Source organism: Natronosporangium hydrolyticum (assembly GCF_016925615.1).
Lineage (GTDB): Bacteria > Actinomycetota > Actinomycetes > Mycobacteriales > Micromonosporaceae > Natronosporangium > Natronosporangium hydrolyticum.
The window spans coordinates 4876808-4893046 of sequence record NZ_CP070499.1 but is presented as its reverse complement, the minus strand read 5'-3'; the positions used below and the strand labels follow the sequence as shown (position 1 = coordinate 4893046).

At 68.2% G+C, this 16239-nt stretch carries 17 protein-coding genes; 8 read left to right on the top strand and 9 right to left on the bottom strand.

All coding sequences use genetic code 11. The features are described 5' to 3' along the window. The first annotated feature begins 14 nt into the window (after nucleotides 1–14). Nucleotides 15–650: a DUF6308 family protein gene (locus JQS43_RS22075; RefSeq protein ID WP_239676284.1), complete on the top strand. Its 636-nt coding sequence runs from the start codon at nucleotides 15–17 to the stop codon at nucleotides 648–650. A 133-nt stretch (nucleotides 651–783) separates the two neighbouring features. Here JQS43_RS22075 and JQS43_RS22070 read toward each other — a convergent pair whose 3' ends face one another. Both JQS43_RS22070 and JQS43_RS26420 read right to left on the bottom strand, forming a co-directional pair. Then, nucleotides 784–1323, bottom strand: coding sequence for a hypothetical protein (locus tag JQS43_RS22070; RefSeq protein ID WP_239676283.1), 540 nt, complete (start codon nucleotides 1321–1323; stop codon nucleotides 784–786). Nucleotides 1324–1570: 247 nt separating this feature from the next. After that, entirely contained in the window at nucleotides 1571–1876 is a 306-nt protein-coding gene (locus tag JQS43_RS26420; RefSeq protein WP_476739034.1) for a DUF4177 domain-containing protein, read from the bottom strand. A 74-nt stretch (nucleotides 1877–1950) separates the two neighbouring features. Between JQS43_RS26420 and JQS43_RS22060 the strand changes: the two genes are divergently transcribed. The 3 genes from JQS43_RS22060 (at nucleotide 1951) to JQS43_RS22050 (ending at nucleotide 4413) form a co-directional block, all read left to right on the top strand. Further along, on the top strand, nucleotides 1951–3336 hold the full coding sequence (locus JQS43_RS22060) for a helix-turn-helix domain-containing protein (RefSeq protein WP_338037138.1): 1386 nt from the start codon (nucleotides 1951–1953) through the stop codon (nucleotides 3334–3336). A gap of 2 nt (nucleotides 3337–3338) precedes the next feature. After that, the gene (locus JQS43_RS22055; protein ID WP_239676280.1) at nucleotides 3339–4049 is read left to right on the top strand and encodes a creatininase family protein; all 711 of its coding nucleotides are present in this window, start codon (nucleotides 3339–3341) and stop codon (nucleotides 4047–4049) included. Between the two features lie 94 nt (nucleotides 4050–4143). Beyond that, nucleotides 4144–4413 (top strand): hypothetical protein, encoded by a 270-nt coding sequence (locus JQS43_RS22050; protein ID WP_239676279.1) that lies wholly within the window; start codon nucleotides 4144–4146, stop codon nucleotides 4411–4413. 417 nt (nucleotides 4414–4830) lie between these two features. Here JQS43_RS22050 and fxlM (JQS43_RS22045) read toward each other — a convergent pair whose 3' ends face one another. The 6 genes from fxlM (JQS43_RS22045) to fxlM (JQS43_RS22020) all read right to left on the bottom strand — a co-directional run bounded on the left by fxlM (JQS43_RS22045) (nucleotide 4831) and on the right by fxlM (JQS43_RS22020) (nucleotide 12900). Continuing rightward, on the bottom strand, nucleotides 4831–6009 hold the full coding sequence (gene fxlM, locus JQS43_RS22045) for a methyltransferase, FxLD system (RefSeq protein ID WP_275581098.1): 1179 nt from the start codon (nucleotides 6007–6009) through the stop codon (nucleotides 4831–4833). Nucleotides 6010–6167: 158 nt separating this feature from the next. Continuing rightward, entirely contained in the window at nucleotides 6168–7142 is a 975-nt protein-coding gene (locus JQS43_RS22040) for a thiopeptide-type bacteriocin biosynthesis protein (protein ID WP_239676278.1), read from the bottom strand. Continuing rightward, nucleotides 7124–8185 carry a lanthionine synthetase C family protein gene (locus JQS43_RS22035; protein ID WP_239676277.1) on the bottom strand — a complete coding sequence of 354 codons (1062 nt, stop codon included), beginning with the start codon at nucleotides 8183–8185 and terminating at the stop codon, nucleotides 7124–7126. Before JQS43_RS22035 ends, JQS43_RS22040 begins: the two co-directional genes overlap by 19 nt. A gap of 95 nt (nucleotides 8186–8280) precedes the next feature. Beyond that, nucleotides 8281–11349, bottom strand: coding sequence for a lantibiotic dehydratase (locus JQS43_RS22030; RefSeq protein WP_239676276.1), 3069 nt, complete (start codon nucleotides 11347–11349; stop codon nucleotides 8281–8283). A gap of 81 nt (nucleotides 11350–11430) precedes the next feature. Next, complete coding sequence (locus JQS43_RS22025; protein ID WP_239676275.1) at nucleotides 11431–11619, bottom strand: FxLD family lanthipeptide; 189 nt, start codon at nucleotides 11617–11619, stop codon at nucleotides 11431–11433. A 54-nt stretch (nucleotides 11620–11673) separates the two neighbouring features. Then, a complete protein-coding gene (gene fxlM / locus JQS43_RS22020; RefSeq protein ID WP_239676274.1) occupies nucleotides 11674–12900 on the bottom strand; it encodes a methyltransferase, FxLD system in 1227 nt (408 codons plus the stop codon). Nucleotides 12901–13195: 295 nt separating this feature from the next. Between fxlM (JQS43_RS22020) and JQS43_RS22015 the strand changes: the two genes are divergently transcribed. Further along, a complete protein-coding gene (locus tag JQS43_RS22015; RefSeq protein WP_239676273.1) occupies nucleotides 13196–14437 on the top strand; it encodes a helix-turn-helix domain-containing protein in 1242 nt (413 codons plus the stop codon). Here the strand turns inward: JQS43_RS22015 and cutA are convergent. Next, nucleotides 14364–14687 carry a divalent-cation tolerance protein CutA gene (gene cutA / locus JQS43_RS22010; RefSeq protein ID WP_239676272.1) on the bottom strand — a complete coding sequence of 108 codons (324 nt, stop codon included), beginning with the start codon at nucleotides 14685–14687 and terminating at the stop codon, nucleotides 14364–14366. The two genes, JQS43_RS22015 and cutA, sit on opposite strands and share 74 nt — an antisense overlap. Nucleotides 14688–15130: 443 nt before the next feature. Between cutA and JQS43_RS22005 the strand changes: the two genes are divergently transcribed. Genes JQS43_RS22005 through JQS43_RS21995 form a run of 3 tightly spaced genes read left to right on the top strand, consistent with a single transcriptional unit; the run spans nucleotide 15131 to nucleotide 16189 of the window. Next, on the top strand, nucleotides 15131–15397 hold the full coding sequence (locus JQS43_RS22005) for a hypothetical protein (RefSeq protein ID WP_239676271.1): 267 nt from the start codon (nucleotides 15131–15133) through the stop codon (nucleotides 15395–15397). Next, nucleotides 15390–15836, top strand: coding sequence for a hypothetical protein (locus JQS43_RS22000; protein ID WP_239676270.1), 447 nt, complete (start codon nucleotides 15390–15392; stop codon nucleotides 15834–15836). The genes JQS43_RS22005 and JQS43_RS22000 overlap by 8 nt, the downstream gene beginning before the upstream one ends. Beyond that, nucleotides 15836–16189 carry a hypothetical protein gene (locus JQS43_RS21995; protein WP_239676269.1) on the top strand — a complete coding sequence of 118 codons (354 nt, stop codon included), beginning with the start codon at nucleotides 15836–15838 and terminating at the stop codon, nucleotides 16187–16189. Before JQS43_RS22000 ends, JQS43_RS21995 begins: the two co-directional genes overlap by 1 nt. Nucleotides 16190–16239: the final 50 nt, after the last annotated feature.

Below are 16239 nucleotides of genomic sequence, written 5' to 3'. Positions count from 1 at the left end.
TCCTGCAGGACTCTGTGAAGGATCTACTCACCTACTACCACGTCGGCGAGCCGCGTTCGGCGACCCCTCCTCTGTTCACGGGGGGTTGGTTCGACCAGCTGGGTGGTGGTGGCGACCGGCCGGACACCGCGAATCGGATCACTGCCGAGGACCTGATGGCCGTGGAGATGCTGGGCGTCCAGTACCCAGCGAAGGTCGCCCTGTGGCTCCTCGTCGGCGACCTTGGTGTGCAGCTCTCCGCCCTGCTCGCTGAGGTCCCGCGGCAGGTTGACCTGGCCAGCTCAGGCAACCTCCAACCAGACCCAGTCGCCGACGGCGGGCCCGCAGACCGGGCGTGGCAACTGCTGATCAACCAACCGAACGTTAGGTGGGTCAAGGCCAGCAAGCTCCTCGCCCGCAAGCGGCCGCGACTCCTGCCGATATACGACAGCGTCGTCGCCGGCGGAGCCGGTTACCGGGTGGGCTGCTACTGGACCTGCCTACGCCGTGTGCTCCAGCAAGACGACTCGGCGCTTCACCGCCAGCTCGTCCAGCTGAAGGGAGATGCCGGACTGCCGGACCCGGTCAGCCCAATCCGTATCCTGGATGTCGCCGTCTGGATGCGCCACCGCCAGGGCGCCGACGACTTCCGCCGACGCAACACAGCGTGAGTGAGATCAGCTCATTCCAGACCCACGCTCGCACAACCCAGTTAGATCATTGCGTTTCGCCGTGCAGGTCGCGGCAGATGAGCGCCCGCCCGAGCCGCTGTCCTATGGCTGTCCCTGGCAGGATCGCCGAAGGCTACCGTGGACGGAATAACGCCAGCATTGCTGCTTGCTCCCGGGATACGGCCAGGACGGCGTCGTTGGCGGTCGGGTAAATCTCGGCGGCCTTCCACCAGCTCTGTGGGACGCTTGACGCGACCCCCACCTTAACGCCGCGGGCAAGCTGGTCGGAGAGCAACTGCCGCGCGTCGAACAGGTAAACGTTGTCGATGCGCCACAGCCGACTGCCTCCCCGAGAGGATGCGGCAGGGCCGGCTGGTCCGGTCATGACCAGGTAGTAATCCGGCACATCAGCAGTGGTCATGTCGAGCAGGCCCTCGCGCTTGAGATACCACTTGATGTTGACGGTCCGGCCTTGCAGCTTGCCAGTCAGGAACCGGCCGTCGACGGCGGCGGTGCTGGCCGAGGTCTCCAGCTCGATGTCGAAGACCCAGGCGGCAATCCACTCGCCGAGGTGCCCGCTTGCCACCGGGCGTTTGATGATCTGTGTGATCTGTTCATCGATCGTGTTGCGTTGGTGGAGTAACTCGGCAACCCGAGCCAGGTCGTATACCACAATATCCCTCGCGGCCGGCCGTTTATCGGCTGAACGTACACTCCACCGAACGAGCGAGTTCCGTGACCACCCGCTGACGTGCCTCGACGATCCCTGGTGCTCGCGGCAAGCACCGCCCGCGCAGATCGAGGGTGGGCAGTCGGGTAGACGCTGCTCGTGTGGCCAGCCGGGGAGGACCGTGACACCCGCCGACGCCCCGTTCCGGATCCACACGGCCGCTGTCCGGAAGGTGCCCAGAGGTAGGGGTTTAGTCGCGTAGCCGGCGGCGTAGGCGCCGCAGCCACACCGGAGTCGACAGGTCCTCCAGGACCTGCTCCCACCATGACGGTGCGCGGGTCGGCTGGGGTGGGCGATAGCCTCTCGACCGGCGACAGATGACCTCGTCCTTGCCCGTGCCGAGCCGACGCGGGGCGATCGTCACGATCTCCCACCCGTCAGCCTCGATGGCTTCCAGCTCACGGTCACGGAGACGGGCGAGGTGCCCTCGGCCTGCGTACTGGCCAGCGGCAATCCGGACCGTCCTGTACTCGTAGTCGCTCTGCGGGCGCCCCACGCAGCCGCCGGTCGAGGCCCTGACACTCCCTCAACGGGCCAGGCCCCTTTAACCTCCAAGATCGGACCGCTCTCATGCCGCAGTCCCCACCGCGGCGACTCTCAGGAACGCCGCGAGCACCGCCCCCTAACAAGCGCCCAACTTGCCGTCGGCGTTGGGCGTGGACACTGTGCGGCATTGCGACGTTAGTCGGGTCACCCGTTGGCTGGGTCGCCCGGCAGCCGACCATATCGATATGCTGTGGATCGGACCGGCGGATACGACCGGCCACCCAGCCCTCCACCTGGGAGCTTCCCACCATGCCGCGTCGCACGCCGCCTGACCCCCGTTTCGGACAGCGGATGCGTACCCTGCGGGAGCAGCACGCCCTGTCTTTCCGAGAGCTCGGCCGGCTTACGTTGGCGAGTAAGTCCAAGCTCCACAAGATCGAAACCGGGATGGTCGCCGCGGACGCGGAGACCGCCACGAGGCTCGACGACGCGCTCGGCGCCGGCGGAGAGTTGACGGCGATGGTACGGCCAGCCGCCGTCCAGCTGCCGCAGGACACGGTGACGCCAACACCGGCCGTGGATCTCGCCGCGCACTGGCGCGACATGCTCAGGGTGCTGACCGCGGCCGATAACGCGCTGGGAGGACACGGACTACTCAACCTCGTCAGCACCGAACTGCAGCTCATAGACAGCCAACGCGAGACCGCCGCCAGACCGGCCCGGACCGACCTCACCGTGGTCGCTGCACGCTGGCGCGAGTTCGGGAGTTGGATCTGCGACAACGAGGGCCACGACCAACAGGCCGGGCGTTGGCTCGAAGCCGCCGGGTCGATGGCACGTGAAGCCGGTGACGTCACCCTGACTGCCTACGTGGGCATGCGACGTGCTCAGCGTGCCGTCGAGAAAGGGCAGGTCGGGGCAGCGGAGGCGCTGGTCCAACCAGTGCTGGGGGCCGGTGGTCTTCCCCCGCGAGTGCGAGCGCTGGCGGCCGTACGCCTGGCACAGGCACATGCCCACCACGGCGACGCCACCGGCACCCGGCGCAGCATCGGCACCGCATTCCGTCTCGTTGACCAGTCGGCAGCGGAGGACCCGCAGACAGCGTCGCTGGTGAGCCACTGCACCAGCGTCTACGTACGCGCGTATGAGGCATGCTGTCGGCTGCTGCTGGGCGAACCGGCGGCGGCGATCCATGACTTCGAGACGGTGCTGGCCGACTGGCCGCACCACCAGCGCCTGGACGAGGGGTTCTTCCGTGCGCACTTCGCCGTCGCGCTGCACCTGGCCGGTGACGTGGACGCCGCCCGAGATCACGCCGCCGCCGCCCGAGAACTGGGACTCCAAACCGGGTCGCAACGCACCCTGTCGCTGGTGACTGAGGTGGCCGCGGACCGTACCGCAACGGTGCCCGTCGGCGGCCATCCAGCCACCCGGGTGGTGGCCGGGTCCGGGGAACACGGCAGGGTGTAGGAGTGGATGTGATTACGACCGCGACATCGCCGGAGGTGGGCGCCCTCGGGGCCAGTGTCGCACTGCTGCCGGTCGGCAGCCACGAACAGCACGGCGACCACCTGCCGCTTGCCACGGACACGATCATCGCCTCGTCAATCGCGGCGGTGCTGGCCGAGCGGTACCGACTGCTGCTGTTGCCTCCGCTGACGATCTCCTGCTCGCATGAGCACTGGGCGTGGCCGGGTACCGTAAGCATCCGTGCCACGACGCTGGCTACGGTGATCAAGGATGTGGCCGAGTCGCTGCATGCGAGCGGGATTGACCGGCTAGTGATCGTGAATGGGCACGGCGGCAACTACGTGCTCTCGAACGTCGTCCAGGAGGCGACGGTGGCCGGGCCGGTCATGGCGCTGTACCCAGGCCGGGATGACTGGAACCGTGCCCGCGTTGACGCAGGTCTGGAAACCACCAGCCACGACGACATGCACGCCGGTGAGCTCGAAACGTCGCTGCTGCTGCACCTGCATCCCACCCTGGTGCGGGGCAGCTACGCCGACGCGGACTACGACGCCCCGCACCGGCCCCACCTGCTGACGCTGGGAATGCAGGCGTACACCGCTTCCGGGGTGGTGGGCCGGCCGTCCGCCGCCAGCCCGGCGAAAGGTAGGGCACTCTTGGAGAGCCTTATCGCCTCGTTCAGGAGTTCCCTGCGACTGCTCGACCCTCGTTGATCATCGCTGGCTGGGTTCGTGGCTCGGTTCGCGGCCGAGGAGACGCCGATCCGGATCGTGTGAAAACCGAGCGGGGCCGGGGAGGGTGCCTTGCATGAGTCTTCCGGGCTCCGGTCACGACCTGCAAGCTCCCCAGCGCCGCACCCGTTGGCTCCTGCACTGCACCATAGCGGCGGCAATCCTGCTCGTCGCCGTAGTGGTCGCGGTAGGAGTGCTGTGGGACCGCAGCGGAGTCGACTGCGAAAGCTGGTCCGACGAGTTTATCGGTGCTTTGGAGGACGGAACGCTGTCCGATGGCACGTTCGAGGCGTCGGAGGTGTGCCGGGAGCAAATGCGTCGGGATCTCGATCGCCTCTCCGATTAGCGTCAGCCACGGATGACGGACCGTCGACATGAGCGTTTCGTCGGAGCCGACTATCGCGAGTTAGCGAACACAGGCGCGGGCCCCGAGGCCGCCGCCGGCCAGCGGTCGGCGGGAGTACCGGTCGGCCGCCGACGTACACCGACTACCCTGGCCCGGTCGCCAGCGGCCGGGGACCGCAGTTTGGTCAGGCCGGGGATCCTCTCGGCCCAGACTCCATCACCGCCGCGTCGCCGTGGTCGGTGGAGCGCCGCACCGTGAATCGGGTGGACGAACTTTCATGTTGCTTGTCGGGGTCGCGGTACTAGGTCGAGGAGGCGGGCCTGCGCCGGTTTGGCACTGTCGCCTACGTCGTGCCGCAGTTTCTTTAAGACGTTCCGGTCGGCCGGCGTCGCGGTCTTTCAAGGTGGGAGGGCTTGGCTACTTGGATTCCTGCCGGACCGGCCGGACGACCACCCGCGAGCGTCGCTTATCCGCGATCATTAGCGCGTCGGCCATCTCGCCCTGCCCGGGTGGGTGGATCTCGATGCGGACCCCGGTGATCGACTCGCGGTCGCGGTCCCAGCGGTGAACCCGTTCGGTCAGGTCGGCGAGCATCGCCGCTGCGCGCGGCCCGTAGGCGCACACGCCAAGCTCATACAGGTAGGGGTTGTCAAGGCAGGTGCGTTTGGTCAGGTAGCCGAGCGCCTCGTCTGTGGCCGCGCCCATGCTTCCCCAGTCGTTGACGGGTTCGGCCAGGCCCCGTTCGGTGATCGAGGGCGAAGCCAGCACGCGGCAGAACCCATCCAACTCGGCCAGGTAGAAATCCAGCAGTTCCAGCGACCTGTCGATGAGCACTCCTGACCAGTCCACCCGGCCAGGGCTGGCGGCCGCCTGCGCGAGAGCCAGCGCATCCGCGTCCTGCCCGTCATCGAAGCGGACGAACAGATCCTCCGCCGGGCGGATGTTGCGCTCGGGCATTTCGCCTTTGCCGCGGATCGGCATAAATCCGCAGGTGACAGTGCTGTGGCTGCGCCACACGCCGGCCTCGCGTGTCATGGCCACTGATCGGGTCAGACCCCGCATCCGCAGCGGAGCGACCAGAACCCCTTCCGGGGACAGCTGCTCCGCCCACGCATCTGGGATCTCCCATACTCCGGCGGTGGAGATGATTCGGTCATGCGCCGCGGCCTGCGGGTGGCCGTACTCGCCGTCGCCACAGACGATCTCGACGTTGGTCGCGCCGATGGTCGCCAGCGCTTTGCGGGCGTCGGCCGCCACGTCCGGGGTGATCTCCACGGCGGTCACGTGACCGGTCGGGCCGACCAGCTCGGCGATCAACGCCGCGTTGTAGCCGGTTCCGGCCCCGATCTCCAAAACTCGCATACCTGGCTGGAGCTGGAGTTGGTCAAGCATTTGTCCCACTAGCCAGGGGGCCGAGGCCGAGCTTGTAGCGATGCCGGTGTCGTCGCGCCGAGTGACCACGGTGTCGTTTGCGTACGCCTCCTCAAGAGAGGCGGTGGGCACAAAGACGTGCCGCGGGACCTTGTACATCGCAGCAGCAACGGCGTCTGATAGCTGACGACGGGCGCTGATTCGTTCGACGAGGGCCCGGCGCAGCTCGGCGTCGCCGGTCGGGCTGGTTGGTGGTTGTCTTACGGTGGTAATCGTCTTTTCCTTTCGACTTTGCGACTGGCGAGCCTCGGCGTGTGAGACCAGTGGCTGTTGTTTGGATTGTCGTGTGGAGGCGGCCGGGAGGGGCGCTGCTGGGCGGAGAATCAGCCAAGCCGGGTGCCCAATAGCGCGGTTGCTGCGCTGTGGGCGAGGATCCCTTGCGTTCGGGCGGGTAGGCCGAGTCGATTCCAGTGGAAGATGGCTATTTGTGCGATAACCGCGCGGAGTCCGCGGTCGAGTCGACCTCGTGCCGCCGCCTCGCCGAGCATGTGGCCAGTCTGGATGAACGCGGTCCGCCAGCGGCTCGCGAAAGCTGCCGGGCCGCCGGGCGCGAACAGCGGGGTGTGGGCGTTGGCGTTCGCGGTCAGGATGCTGGAGAGGTCGGCGGAGAGCGTTTCGACACGCTGGTCATCCGAGCCGGTGGGCGTGGGGCGCAGCCGCGCGACTCGGTCGAACACGTCGCCTTGTTCGAACCAGTCGAGTCCTGCCGCGTGCTGGAACGCGGTGAACAGCAGCATCGACATTTCTCGGCGCCCTAAGGCGGGCGATGGTTGTCGGACGTAGTTGAGCAGGCCGCGGCTGTCGGCGCAAGACAATGCGTGAACGGCGTCGATAGCCGCTGGGCCACCGAAGGCGGCCGTTTCTGGTTCATAGATGGTCTGGTGCCAGCCGGTGAGGATGCCTTGTCTGGTCAGCTGTTCGAGTAGGCGCGCCACGGCCGTGGTGTCGGCGTGGTGGAGGCGCAGCCGCCAGAAGGGGTGCTTACGTAGGAACCACCAGCCGGCTGTCTCCCCCTCCTGCAGGAGTTGGTCCAGGGCGGGGGCGAGTCGGTTGGCCGCCGCTGCTTCAGCGGTATGCCAGTCGGGGAACCGTAGCCGCAGGTCGTACCATTCGTGCTCGGCTCGTTGCTCCAGTGCCGCCAGTCCGGCGGCTTGATACAGCTGTACGGCGTCGGTCAGGTCGTCCGAGGTGATGCCAAGGTCTGCGGCGGTGGTGGACGGATCAGAACCGGCGAGTACTGCGAGCACGCCGCGGGCGAGGTCGTCGGGCAGGGCGGGTATCAGCTGATCAGTAGGCATGCGTCCCATCCTGATCGTGGCGGTTGTCTATTTCGTGCGGTCTCCAGAGCCAGGGTGAGACCGGCTGAACCGGTGAGAAGCCCGTCGCCGTGGGCGCTGCTGCTGTGCTGCGCCAGCCGGTCGGCCAGTGCGGGCAGCTGTCGGCGGAGGGTCGGGTTGGCGGCGTCGTGGGCGGCGCGGCTGATGGTCTGGTAGAGACCGGCCGCGCCGTGGCATAACCCTGGCTCGGTGATCAGTTGGAGACGCGGTGCGCTTATAGAGCCGGCGAGGGCGTCCTCGGCTGCTCGCTGGCGTAGCTGGTCGCCGGTGGCGATCGCGGCGAGTTGAAGTGCGCGGGCGATGCCGGGGGTGCCGTAGCACCAGCTGGGGCGGCCGGGGCCGGGTTGGGCTGCGCGGCCGGTGCGCAACTCGTCCCGGGTGAGCCATTGTGGCCACCAGGGTCCTTCGGGTCCGTCTTGGCGCCAGGTGTCGAACCAGGCAAGGAGCCGGTCGATCGCCTCGCGTTGGCCGTCGACCAGGACACCGCTGCGGGTGGCGAGGGCCAGCAGGGCGAGCAGGCCGGCCGCGCCGTGGGCCATGCCGAGGTTGGCGTGCCCGCCGGGGGTCGGCAACAGCGGGTCCGGGTCGTGGGCCACCCACCAGCCCGGGAGACGCTCGTCGGCGGGGTGCGGTCCGGTCAGCCGGACGAGGTAGTGCAGCAGGTCGGCGAGGGTGTCGCTGCCGGGTAGGTGTCGCAGCAGGAGCGCCCCGATTCCGGTTAGGCCGTAGAGCAGGTCGTACTCGCTGAACCGAGTGTTTTCGCCGTGGTCTATCCGCTCGTTGGCGTCGGCTACCCGCTGCCGGGTCAGGTGGAGGATGTGCCGGTCGAGTGTCGCGGCTGCTTGCCGGTAGCGTGGTTTCCCGTCCGCGCCGGCGGTGTGCAGGAGGAAGGCGACTGTCGGGGCGCCGTAGAACAGTCCGGTGTGGGCGGCGGCGTCGACGGGGCCTGCGGTGACCTGGCGGATGTGCTCGTGGGCTGTGGCCCAGCCTCCGGTGCCGGTCATGGCCAGTTCGATGTGCAACAACGCGGGTCCTGCTGCACCGGAGGCCAAAGACTGTGCGGATGCTTCGGCGGCGGTGAGGGACTGTGGTGGTGTGGTCATTGTGCTGCGGAGGGGGCTAGGCGGCGCAGGGCGGCCGCGCGGGCGAGCCGGCCGGTCGTCTTCTCGGTCTCCGGGGCGAGGTCGAGGGCTCGGCGGTGGTGTCCGTGCAGCAGGCTGCGCAGCACGGTGGATGGATCGCGCTGACCGGTCAGGTTGTGGTGGTAGGCGGCGAGGGCCGCGTCTCGTTCGTGCCAGGCTTCGACTATCCGCTGCCCGCCTGGTAGACCGCGGAGCCTGCTGAATCCGCCAGCGGGGTCGGAAAGGTGTCGGGCGAGAGCAGCTGTGGACCGGTCCAGCGGCCCGGTCTGCTGCGGCAGGCATGCCAACAGTGCCCGGTAGCCGGTGGCCGGGTCCGGCGCGAACGCGGCGGCGAGCTGCGCCATCGACGCCGCGGCGAGCGCCTGGGCCGGAACGCCGCAGGCTCGCGCCGTAGCGATCTGGGCTATGGCTGCCTGCGTGTCCGCGGCGAACACCAGTTCAGCGGCGGCTAGGGCGGGCCCTTCGCCGTAGCGGCCCGGCTGCTGCGCATACGGCACGAGCGCGATGTCGGCGGGCAGGCCCCGCTGGTGGAGGCCGGCGGCGAAGGTAGCCACTTTAGCGGCCGTCGGGGCGTACCGGTCCGGTGTAGTGAGGTCGACAACGATGGCGAGGTGTTGGTCGCCGTCGGGGTGGTCGCGGTGCCGGTGCGCCCACCAGCGACGCAATCCGAGTCTGGATAGCTCGTCAACGAGTGCGGGCAGGTGGCAGACCAACAGGTCGTCGAAGTGTGCCGGGTCGCCGGTGAGCCTGGCGTGCAGCAGGCGGGAGCTGCCCGGTCGATGCACCGGCCCTGGCGGCGCGGTTGTCGGTACCGGCCGGGGTTGCGGGGCGGCGGTGGTCATCGGGATCAGCAGTTCGGCAGGCCGGCCAATCCAGCCAGGTGCCTGCGAGGGAACGTCTTCCTGCAGCTCCAGCCGCCCGGACTTCTCCAGCCGCCCGCGTAGCAGTGTGCGGTCTAGGCGCTGGTCGAGTTCAAGGGGTAGCCGCAGCTCCCCGTCGCGCAACACCACCCGCGCCGGCACGCGCCACCGTCGCCGCCACGACTCCAGCCCGGCCTGCCAACCGGCATCGGTTGCCACGTCGGCGGCGGTGAGGATCCAGCGGGCGGCGGCCAGCACGGTACGCCGGTAGCGGATTCGCGGGGTGTGCGGCAGGGTGCGGGCTGCACCGAAGTCGAATGGGCCGAACACGGCGCTGCGTGCGTCGGCGACCTCGGCCAGGAACCTGGCCAGCGGCGGGCTCTGCACCGAGGTGTCCAGTGCGTGCGGGATCCGCGGTACCACCCGTCGCCCGGTGGAGCTCTGAATCAAGTACATCTGCTCGGCGTCGGCGGTCACGGCGAGGTCGTCCAGGCGGATCGTGTCACCGTCGTGATGTTCGGACAGGCAGACGACATCGGGCAGCAGTCGGGGAATCCGCACGACGTTTTCGTTGTGGGGTCGCCGCGGTGGGTATGACAGCTGCACCGCCACCACATCATCCCCTCCTGGTGCCGCGTAAGTGGCGGCAAGCCGCCGCCGGTCGGTTGGATCGAGCAGGTATGTGAACCGTCCGGCCATGCTGGTGTAGGCGCGCGGCACAGCCGTAACCCACAGCCGGAACCGGCCACGATCGATCTCACCGGTCGATGCCGCGTCCAGCACCACGCCGAGCTCCACACGCTGGGGCGCAACCAGGTCGGTGTGCTCCCCGACGGTCAGCGTGTCCACGTCGGCGTCGCTGAGATCAATCTCGTCGGCCTGGTCGGCGGCGGCCTGCTGGATCATCGCCAGCAGCGCCGCGTCGCGTTCGGTCAGCGCACGCCACGTCGGCCGGGTCCGTGGCCCACCCAGATAGCCGGCTGGGTAGCCGAGCCCTGAGCCGGCCACCAGATCCCGTACCGGAACGAGGGCTCCCGGGCCGTAGCGGACGCGGAATCGGGCGTGGTAGTCCAGCCACGCTTGGGTTCCGAACGGTTTCGTGGTCAACCGAAGCAGCACCGAGGCGGCCTGTTGCGCCTCCTCCACCACGTTTTCTGGCAGGGTGATGTGGCTGCCAAGGCGCACGTCGGCGGCCAGGACATGCCCGGCGGTGGTGGCGAGGCTGTCCATGTGCGCGGCGGCCGAGGCCCGAAAGGCGGCAGCCTGCCTTTGGTCCGGGCAGGTGTTGTGGTCGGCAAGCTGTTCGCGGATCTTCTCTAGCTGGGACAGCATCGGGGCGATGTCGGCCAGTTCGGCGGCGTCGACGGCCCGCAGCACCTCGACCAGGTGCGCGAGCCCATCAACGGCCGTCATGGGGGCCCGCAGGCTTGTGAGCAGAATGCGCTGGGCGATCAGGGCATCCACCAACGCCGCGACCTTGGCCGGCGGTGTGGTCGGGAACGCGGCTGCGACCCGCGGCACCAGGGACTCCACACGCACCGGCGCGGCAGCGGCGGCCAGTACCGCCTGGACTGGCCGGGTGTAGCGCACGGACACTTCCCGCAGCGGGCCCGGCGTCCCCGCGCTGGCATCAGCGCGTCCGGCGACGACGAACCGGCCGTCGCGGACCATTCCCGCGGTGTCGGCCACCACCGTTAGCCGCTGCAGCAGCGGCGGGTGCTGCTCTAGTTGGTCGACCAAAGCGGTGAGCCAGTCCGCGTCGACGCGCACCACCGCCCGATGGTCCTGGCCGACGCTCGCTGCGGCGGGCCCGACCGCAGCGGCAGTGACTCCGGCGAACAACCCGAACGGTGTCGCTCGCCGCTGCCAGCGCATCAAGTAGCCCGCCGCCGACAGCACCGCTCGGCGTAGGTCCGCTGAGGCGGTCACGGCGGGGTCGCGGTCGAGCAGTTGCTCTACGCGTGCCGCGAGGGTGGGGCTGGCCAGCGAAAGCGCCTCGCGAACGTCGGTGCGGGACCACAGCTTCGTCAGCCATACCCGGCCCTCGGTGGCCACCGCGGCCGGATCGTCAAGGTCAATGCCCAGCCGGTCCAGGTCACCCGGGTCGGTGCTGGCGCGCACAATCATCACGTTTTGGTGCTGGTAGCGCACGGGGGTGGTCGCCACGGTCACCCTCCTCAACGGGGTGGCGGCAAGAGGGACGCCGGGGGTCCGCCGATCGCGCGGACCCCCGGCCGGACACCGGATCTAGGAGGGGTCGAGCGAGCCGCTGTTGCACGCACTGGTGCCGCAGGTGGCGCCGCAGTTGTCGCTGGTGTCGCACCTCATCGAGGTCACCGCGGCGGTTGTTTGTACCACCCGCAGGTCTAGCTCGAACTCTTCATCCGGGATCGGCGTGGAGGTGTCGGCCTCGTCAAGCATCAACACTGGTGGCATGAATACGACTCCTTACAGAAGGTAGGGGTTGTTTCTTCTTCTGGACGTTTCGGCCTACGGCCGGCTAGCCCGCGGCCACGAGACTGTGACCAGGCCATGGTGCTTCTCCAGCAGTGCCACGTGATCCGGGATGTGGCTCCGGTCGCTGCCGTCGGGCCAGAACCCGAACGTGGGCACTGGACCGCGGCGTGCCCGCCGGTCCCACGCCTGAATCTGCTCCACCATCGCCGCAGCGGCCTGCTCGCCGTTGGGGCCGTAGGCGCCGGCCCCGAACTCAATCCCGGCTCCGTCCATGGCCGGGCGCACCGCGAGGTAAGCGAACGAGTCGATGAAAACGCACCCGAACGGAAACCAGCTCTTGCGGTCCTGGGCCAGTTCTGTGCCCTCATCAGCAGCCACCTTGCAGAAACCGGGAAGGAAACACGCATTCCACAGGTGCAGGTCAGCGAACGAGACGCCGTTCGGAAACTCCACCCCGGACCACACCCGGACCTTCATGTCGGCGAGTACACCGTCCAGCAAATTGGGATCCTCCGGCGCGCCGGTGTCGAAGCGCAGCCTCACGTACCGCCCGTGTCCGTCGGGAAGCTGCAGCACCCGCTCGCGCCGTTCGCCCAGACCCTGCATAGGCACGAACCCGCAAACCTCCGCCGAGGTGCTCGCCAGATGATCGGCCTGCCTGGCGAAGGCTATCGAGCGGGTGACCCCGTTCATTCGCAGCGGCACCGAAAGCGTCCCGTCATGATCCAGTTGCGTCAGCCAGGCCGGGGGGATGTCCCACGCCCCCACGGTGACAATGATCGCATCAAAAACCGACGATCCGGCTAGACCGTGCTCAGCATCAGCGCACACCGTCTCGACGCGGTTGCCGTAGCCGCTGGCATCGAGGGCTTCGCGCGCCCAGGCGGTGACGTCCGGGTCGATGTCGACGCTGACCACTCGACCAGCCGGGCCGACAACCTCAGCGATCAGCGCGGCGTTGTAGCCTCCGGAGCCGATCTCCAGCACGCTCGCGCCGGGATGCAGCTGCGCCTGCTCCAGCATCTGCGCCTGCAAGAACGGTGCACTCACCGACGAGATGATCTGGCCTTCGACATCCTTTTTGGTTGGTGGGGCAGCATCGGCGCTGTAGGCCTCCTCGATCGATGTGCCAGCGGGGACGAACAGGTGCCGTGGAACCCGTCGAAACGCCGCTTCGACCGCCTCCGAGCGGATCATGTCATCGGCCTTAAGGCGGTCCGTGAGAGTGTCTCGCGATCTTGCTGTCTTGTCGTCGGTCACACAACACCCCTAACCCGCTTGGCTGTCCCACACGGGAGCGAGTCGGCTTCCGTGTGCAGTAGAGCCTATGGACGTTGGATGACTGGGGTCAACGGACGAGCTGTCCACCCGTTGTCCACCATCGCGACGGCTGTCCATCGCTGGGTGGACGCCGTTGAACCGCTGGCGGTTGTGGACGGGTGGCCGGTAGGATCTGTTTCGGCCGCCGGTGTGGAGGCCGGCAGCCTTCCCAGTCCTCCACCTGGGGGTTACGATGCCACGCCGCTCTACTGTCGACTCTGGCTTCGGCAGCCATATGCGCGAGCTACGGAAGCAGCGCAACATCTCCTTTCGTGATCTTGCTCGGCTCACACTGGCCAGCAAGTCGAAGCTCTACCAGATCGAGACCGGGCGGGTCGTCCCTGACGCGGAAACCGCCCAGCTGATCGACAACGCCCTCAACGCCTGTGGCGATCTAGCTAGACTCGCCCAGCTAGGGCAGGAAGGGCAGCCCGCACCGTTGTTGCCGCGGCGGGAGTTCCTGGGCGTCGCAGCATCAGCGGTGGCCCTGGCACCGTTGATGGATCATTTGAAGGCGGGTCGCCAGCTGGGCGGAAACCTAGTTCGGCAGCTGCTGATGAACACCGCACGCCTGCGGCGTCTTGACGACTACTTTGGCGGCGCCGACACCTACGAACTGTTCGCTGAGGAAGTCGAGGCCACCGCACTCCTGCTGCACGAGGGAAGCTATCCCGAAGCCACGGGCAGGCAGCTGTTGGCTTTGCTATCCGAGCAAGCCCAGCTCGCGGGATGGGCTGCCTTCGACGCTGGCTGGCAGCCACAGGCGCGGCACATGTACGAGCTGAGCCTTCAAGCTGCCCAGGAGGCGGGCGACCCCTCGCTTACCGGGAACGCGTTCGCGTTCCTGGGGTATCAGAGGCTCACGGTAGGCGAGCCTCCGATCGAGGACCTTACTGCGGCATGTGAGTGGGCCGAGCGCGGTAGCCCTCCGAAAGTGAGGACGTTGTTGCACTGCAGGCGGGCATGGGCGCACGCCAACATCGGCGACGCCTCGCAGACCCAGCGGCACCTTGACATCGCAGCTGACGCCCTCACCGTCTCCGCTCAGGCGGCCGAGCCGGACTGGGTGTACTGGGTCGACGGCCTGGAACACGACATCATGACCGGGCGTTGCTGGGCAGCGCTGCGTCGGCCGCTACGGGCGATCAAAGCACTGGAGGACGCCCTGGATTGCTACGACGACACCCATGGACGTGACAAGGGGTTGTACCTGTCGTTCCTCGCCGACGCCTACCTGGAGGCTAACGAGATCGAGCAGGCGTGTGCGGTTGCGTCCAAGGCCATGGATCTGTGCGCAGGCGTGGGTTCGGTACGGCCACACGAGCGGATTAGGAACCTCATCGGTCGCATGGAACCGGTACAGCCTGCTGTGGCCGACCTGCGCACGAGGGCTGAGCAAGTGTTCAATCTTCGGCAACTGTCTGCTCCACCCACCGGGCGTACTGCGGTGACGCTGCAGCCAGGGACACGGCGGTGACCTCCGGATTCTTCCAAGGGTGGTTGTCGATCAGGTGCTGTTGGAGCGCTTGGTAGCAAGAAGCGGTAGTCCTGAAGATCACCTGGTACTCCTGCGCGCTTCCGAACTCGCCGTGGTGCCAGAACATCGAGCCAACCGGCCCGACAAGCTGAGCGCTGGCGGCGAGCTTTGCCATGAGCGCTGATTCGGCAAGAACCTCCGCCGCCTGCCGATCTTCCACTGCTGTCGACACGTTCCACAGATCCGTCATGCCACGAGCCTAGGCGAGCAGCTCTGGTGACGGTGTTGGACACCCGTACCATCAAGAATGGACACGGGATGGACAGGCAAGGCCTTCCGTCGATCGGTGATGGGGACGAAGCTGACTGTCAGTGACAGCCGCTCGCTGCCCACAAGGCACAGCGGATTGGTTCGACGCACCTTCTGGGGGAGGGAGCGTTGTGCTCGGTGCGGCGTGGCGGAGTCGGGAATCTCGCCGCTGCGCTGTCCGACTACCTCCTAAGGCGACAAGGCAGGTGACACAGTGCTACAGCGTCGACGTCGACAAGAGCCGCCGGCGGCAGACCCCGGCCAGACGCCGGGACCGCTACCTGACGGTGACGTTCATCCAATCCCCGGGGTCGGCAGGACCGGAGACGTCCTCGAACGCGGGCGTGAGTCGGGACGCAGCCAGACCAGCCGCGGCAGGCGACTGTGGCGGAGGTGGCGGCCGGGGCGGGGTCCGGGCAGCCGCGAATGTTGTTGCTGGTGGCGTTGCAGGCCGCGGTCGAGGCCGGCGACGCCGACCGCTGCTGCCGGGTGTTGCTGGCAGCGGCCCGAGGGCTGGCTGCCGAGGGCCATCGGCGCGAGGCGCAGCGGGTGCTGAACCTAGCGCAGGCCCACTTAGGGGCCAAGGATTGCCTGCGCGCCGACCTCGCGGCGGCGTGGCGGGAGTTTGAGCAGGAGGAAAGCAATGCCTAGTCCGGGGGGTAGCGTCCCTGCCCTTAAGACCACCGGCCCGGCCGCATTGGGCGGCGTCATGGAACGGCGTGGGCACCAGGTGGCCGCGTTGGTGCGGCTGGCCCGCCACAGCGGCCAGGGCGCGGTAGAGCGTTCGCTGGCCGGCCGGGATGCCGAGATGCTTGCGGCGCTGCTGAGCGACGCGGTAGCGATGATGGCCGGGCAGCCCCGGGAGTGGGATGAGGAGGATCTGCTCGAGTCGCAACGGCAGTTTGAGCGGGGCGATGGGGTGGTGGAGGCGCAGGTAGCGCTGTGCCGCCGGCGGCTGGCTGATGGATCAGGCCCGGCGGAGCTGGTGGCCCACATGACCCGCACCTATTCACTGTGGGAAGAGCACGGGGCGCAACTGGCAGCCCGCGCGGTGCTAGCGCTGTCTGTCAGTGAGCGGGGGCGGCCGTGATGATCACGCAACGGCGGTGGGACCTGCGGGGAGTCGGCAAGCACAAGCCCCGCCTGCGCGGTGGCGATCGGCTGTGGCAGTGCCGGTGTGGTGACCCGTGGCCATGCGCGGCGGCCCGTCGACGGCTGCTGATCCGGTACGGGTATGGACGCAGACTCGGCGAGTTGGCGTTCGAGCTGCTGGAGCAGGCGGTGCGGGACCTACCGCACCTGTCGGTGTCGCAGCTCTACGACCGGTTCATCGCGTGGACGCTGCCGCCGGAGCCGGCGCTGTGCCGGCAGCATGATCCTGGCGGGGGCACTCGGCCTTGCCGCGGGTCGTGGCCGCCTCGATGCGCACCCGACCGGCCTTGAGCCTACCAGCTCGCCCACGCCCGTGGGTTGGTGACAAGGAGGCGGCCCGT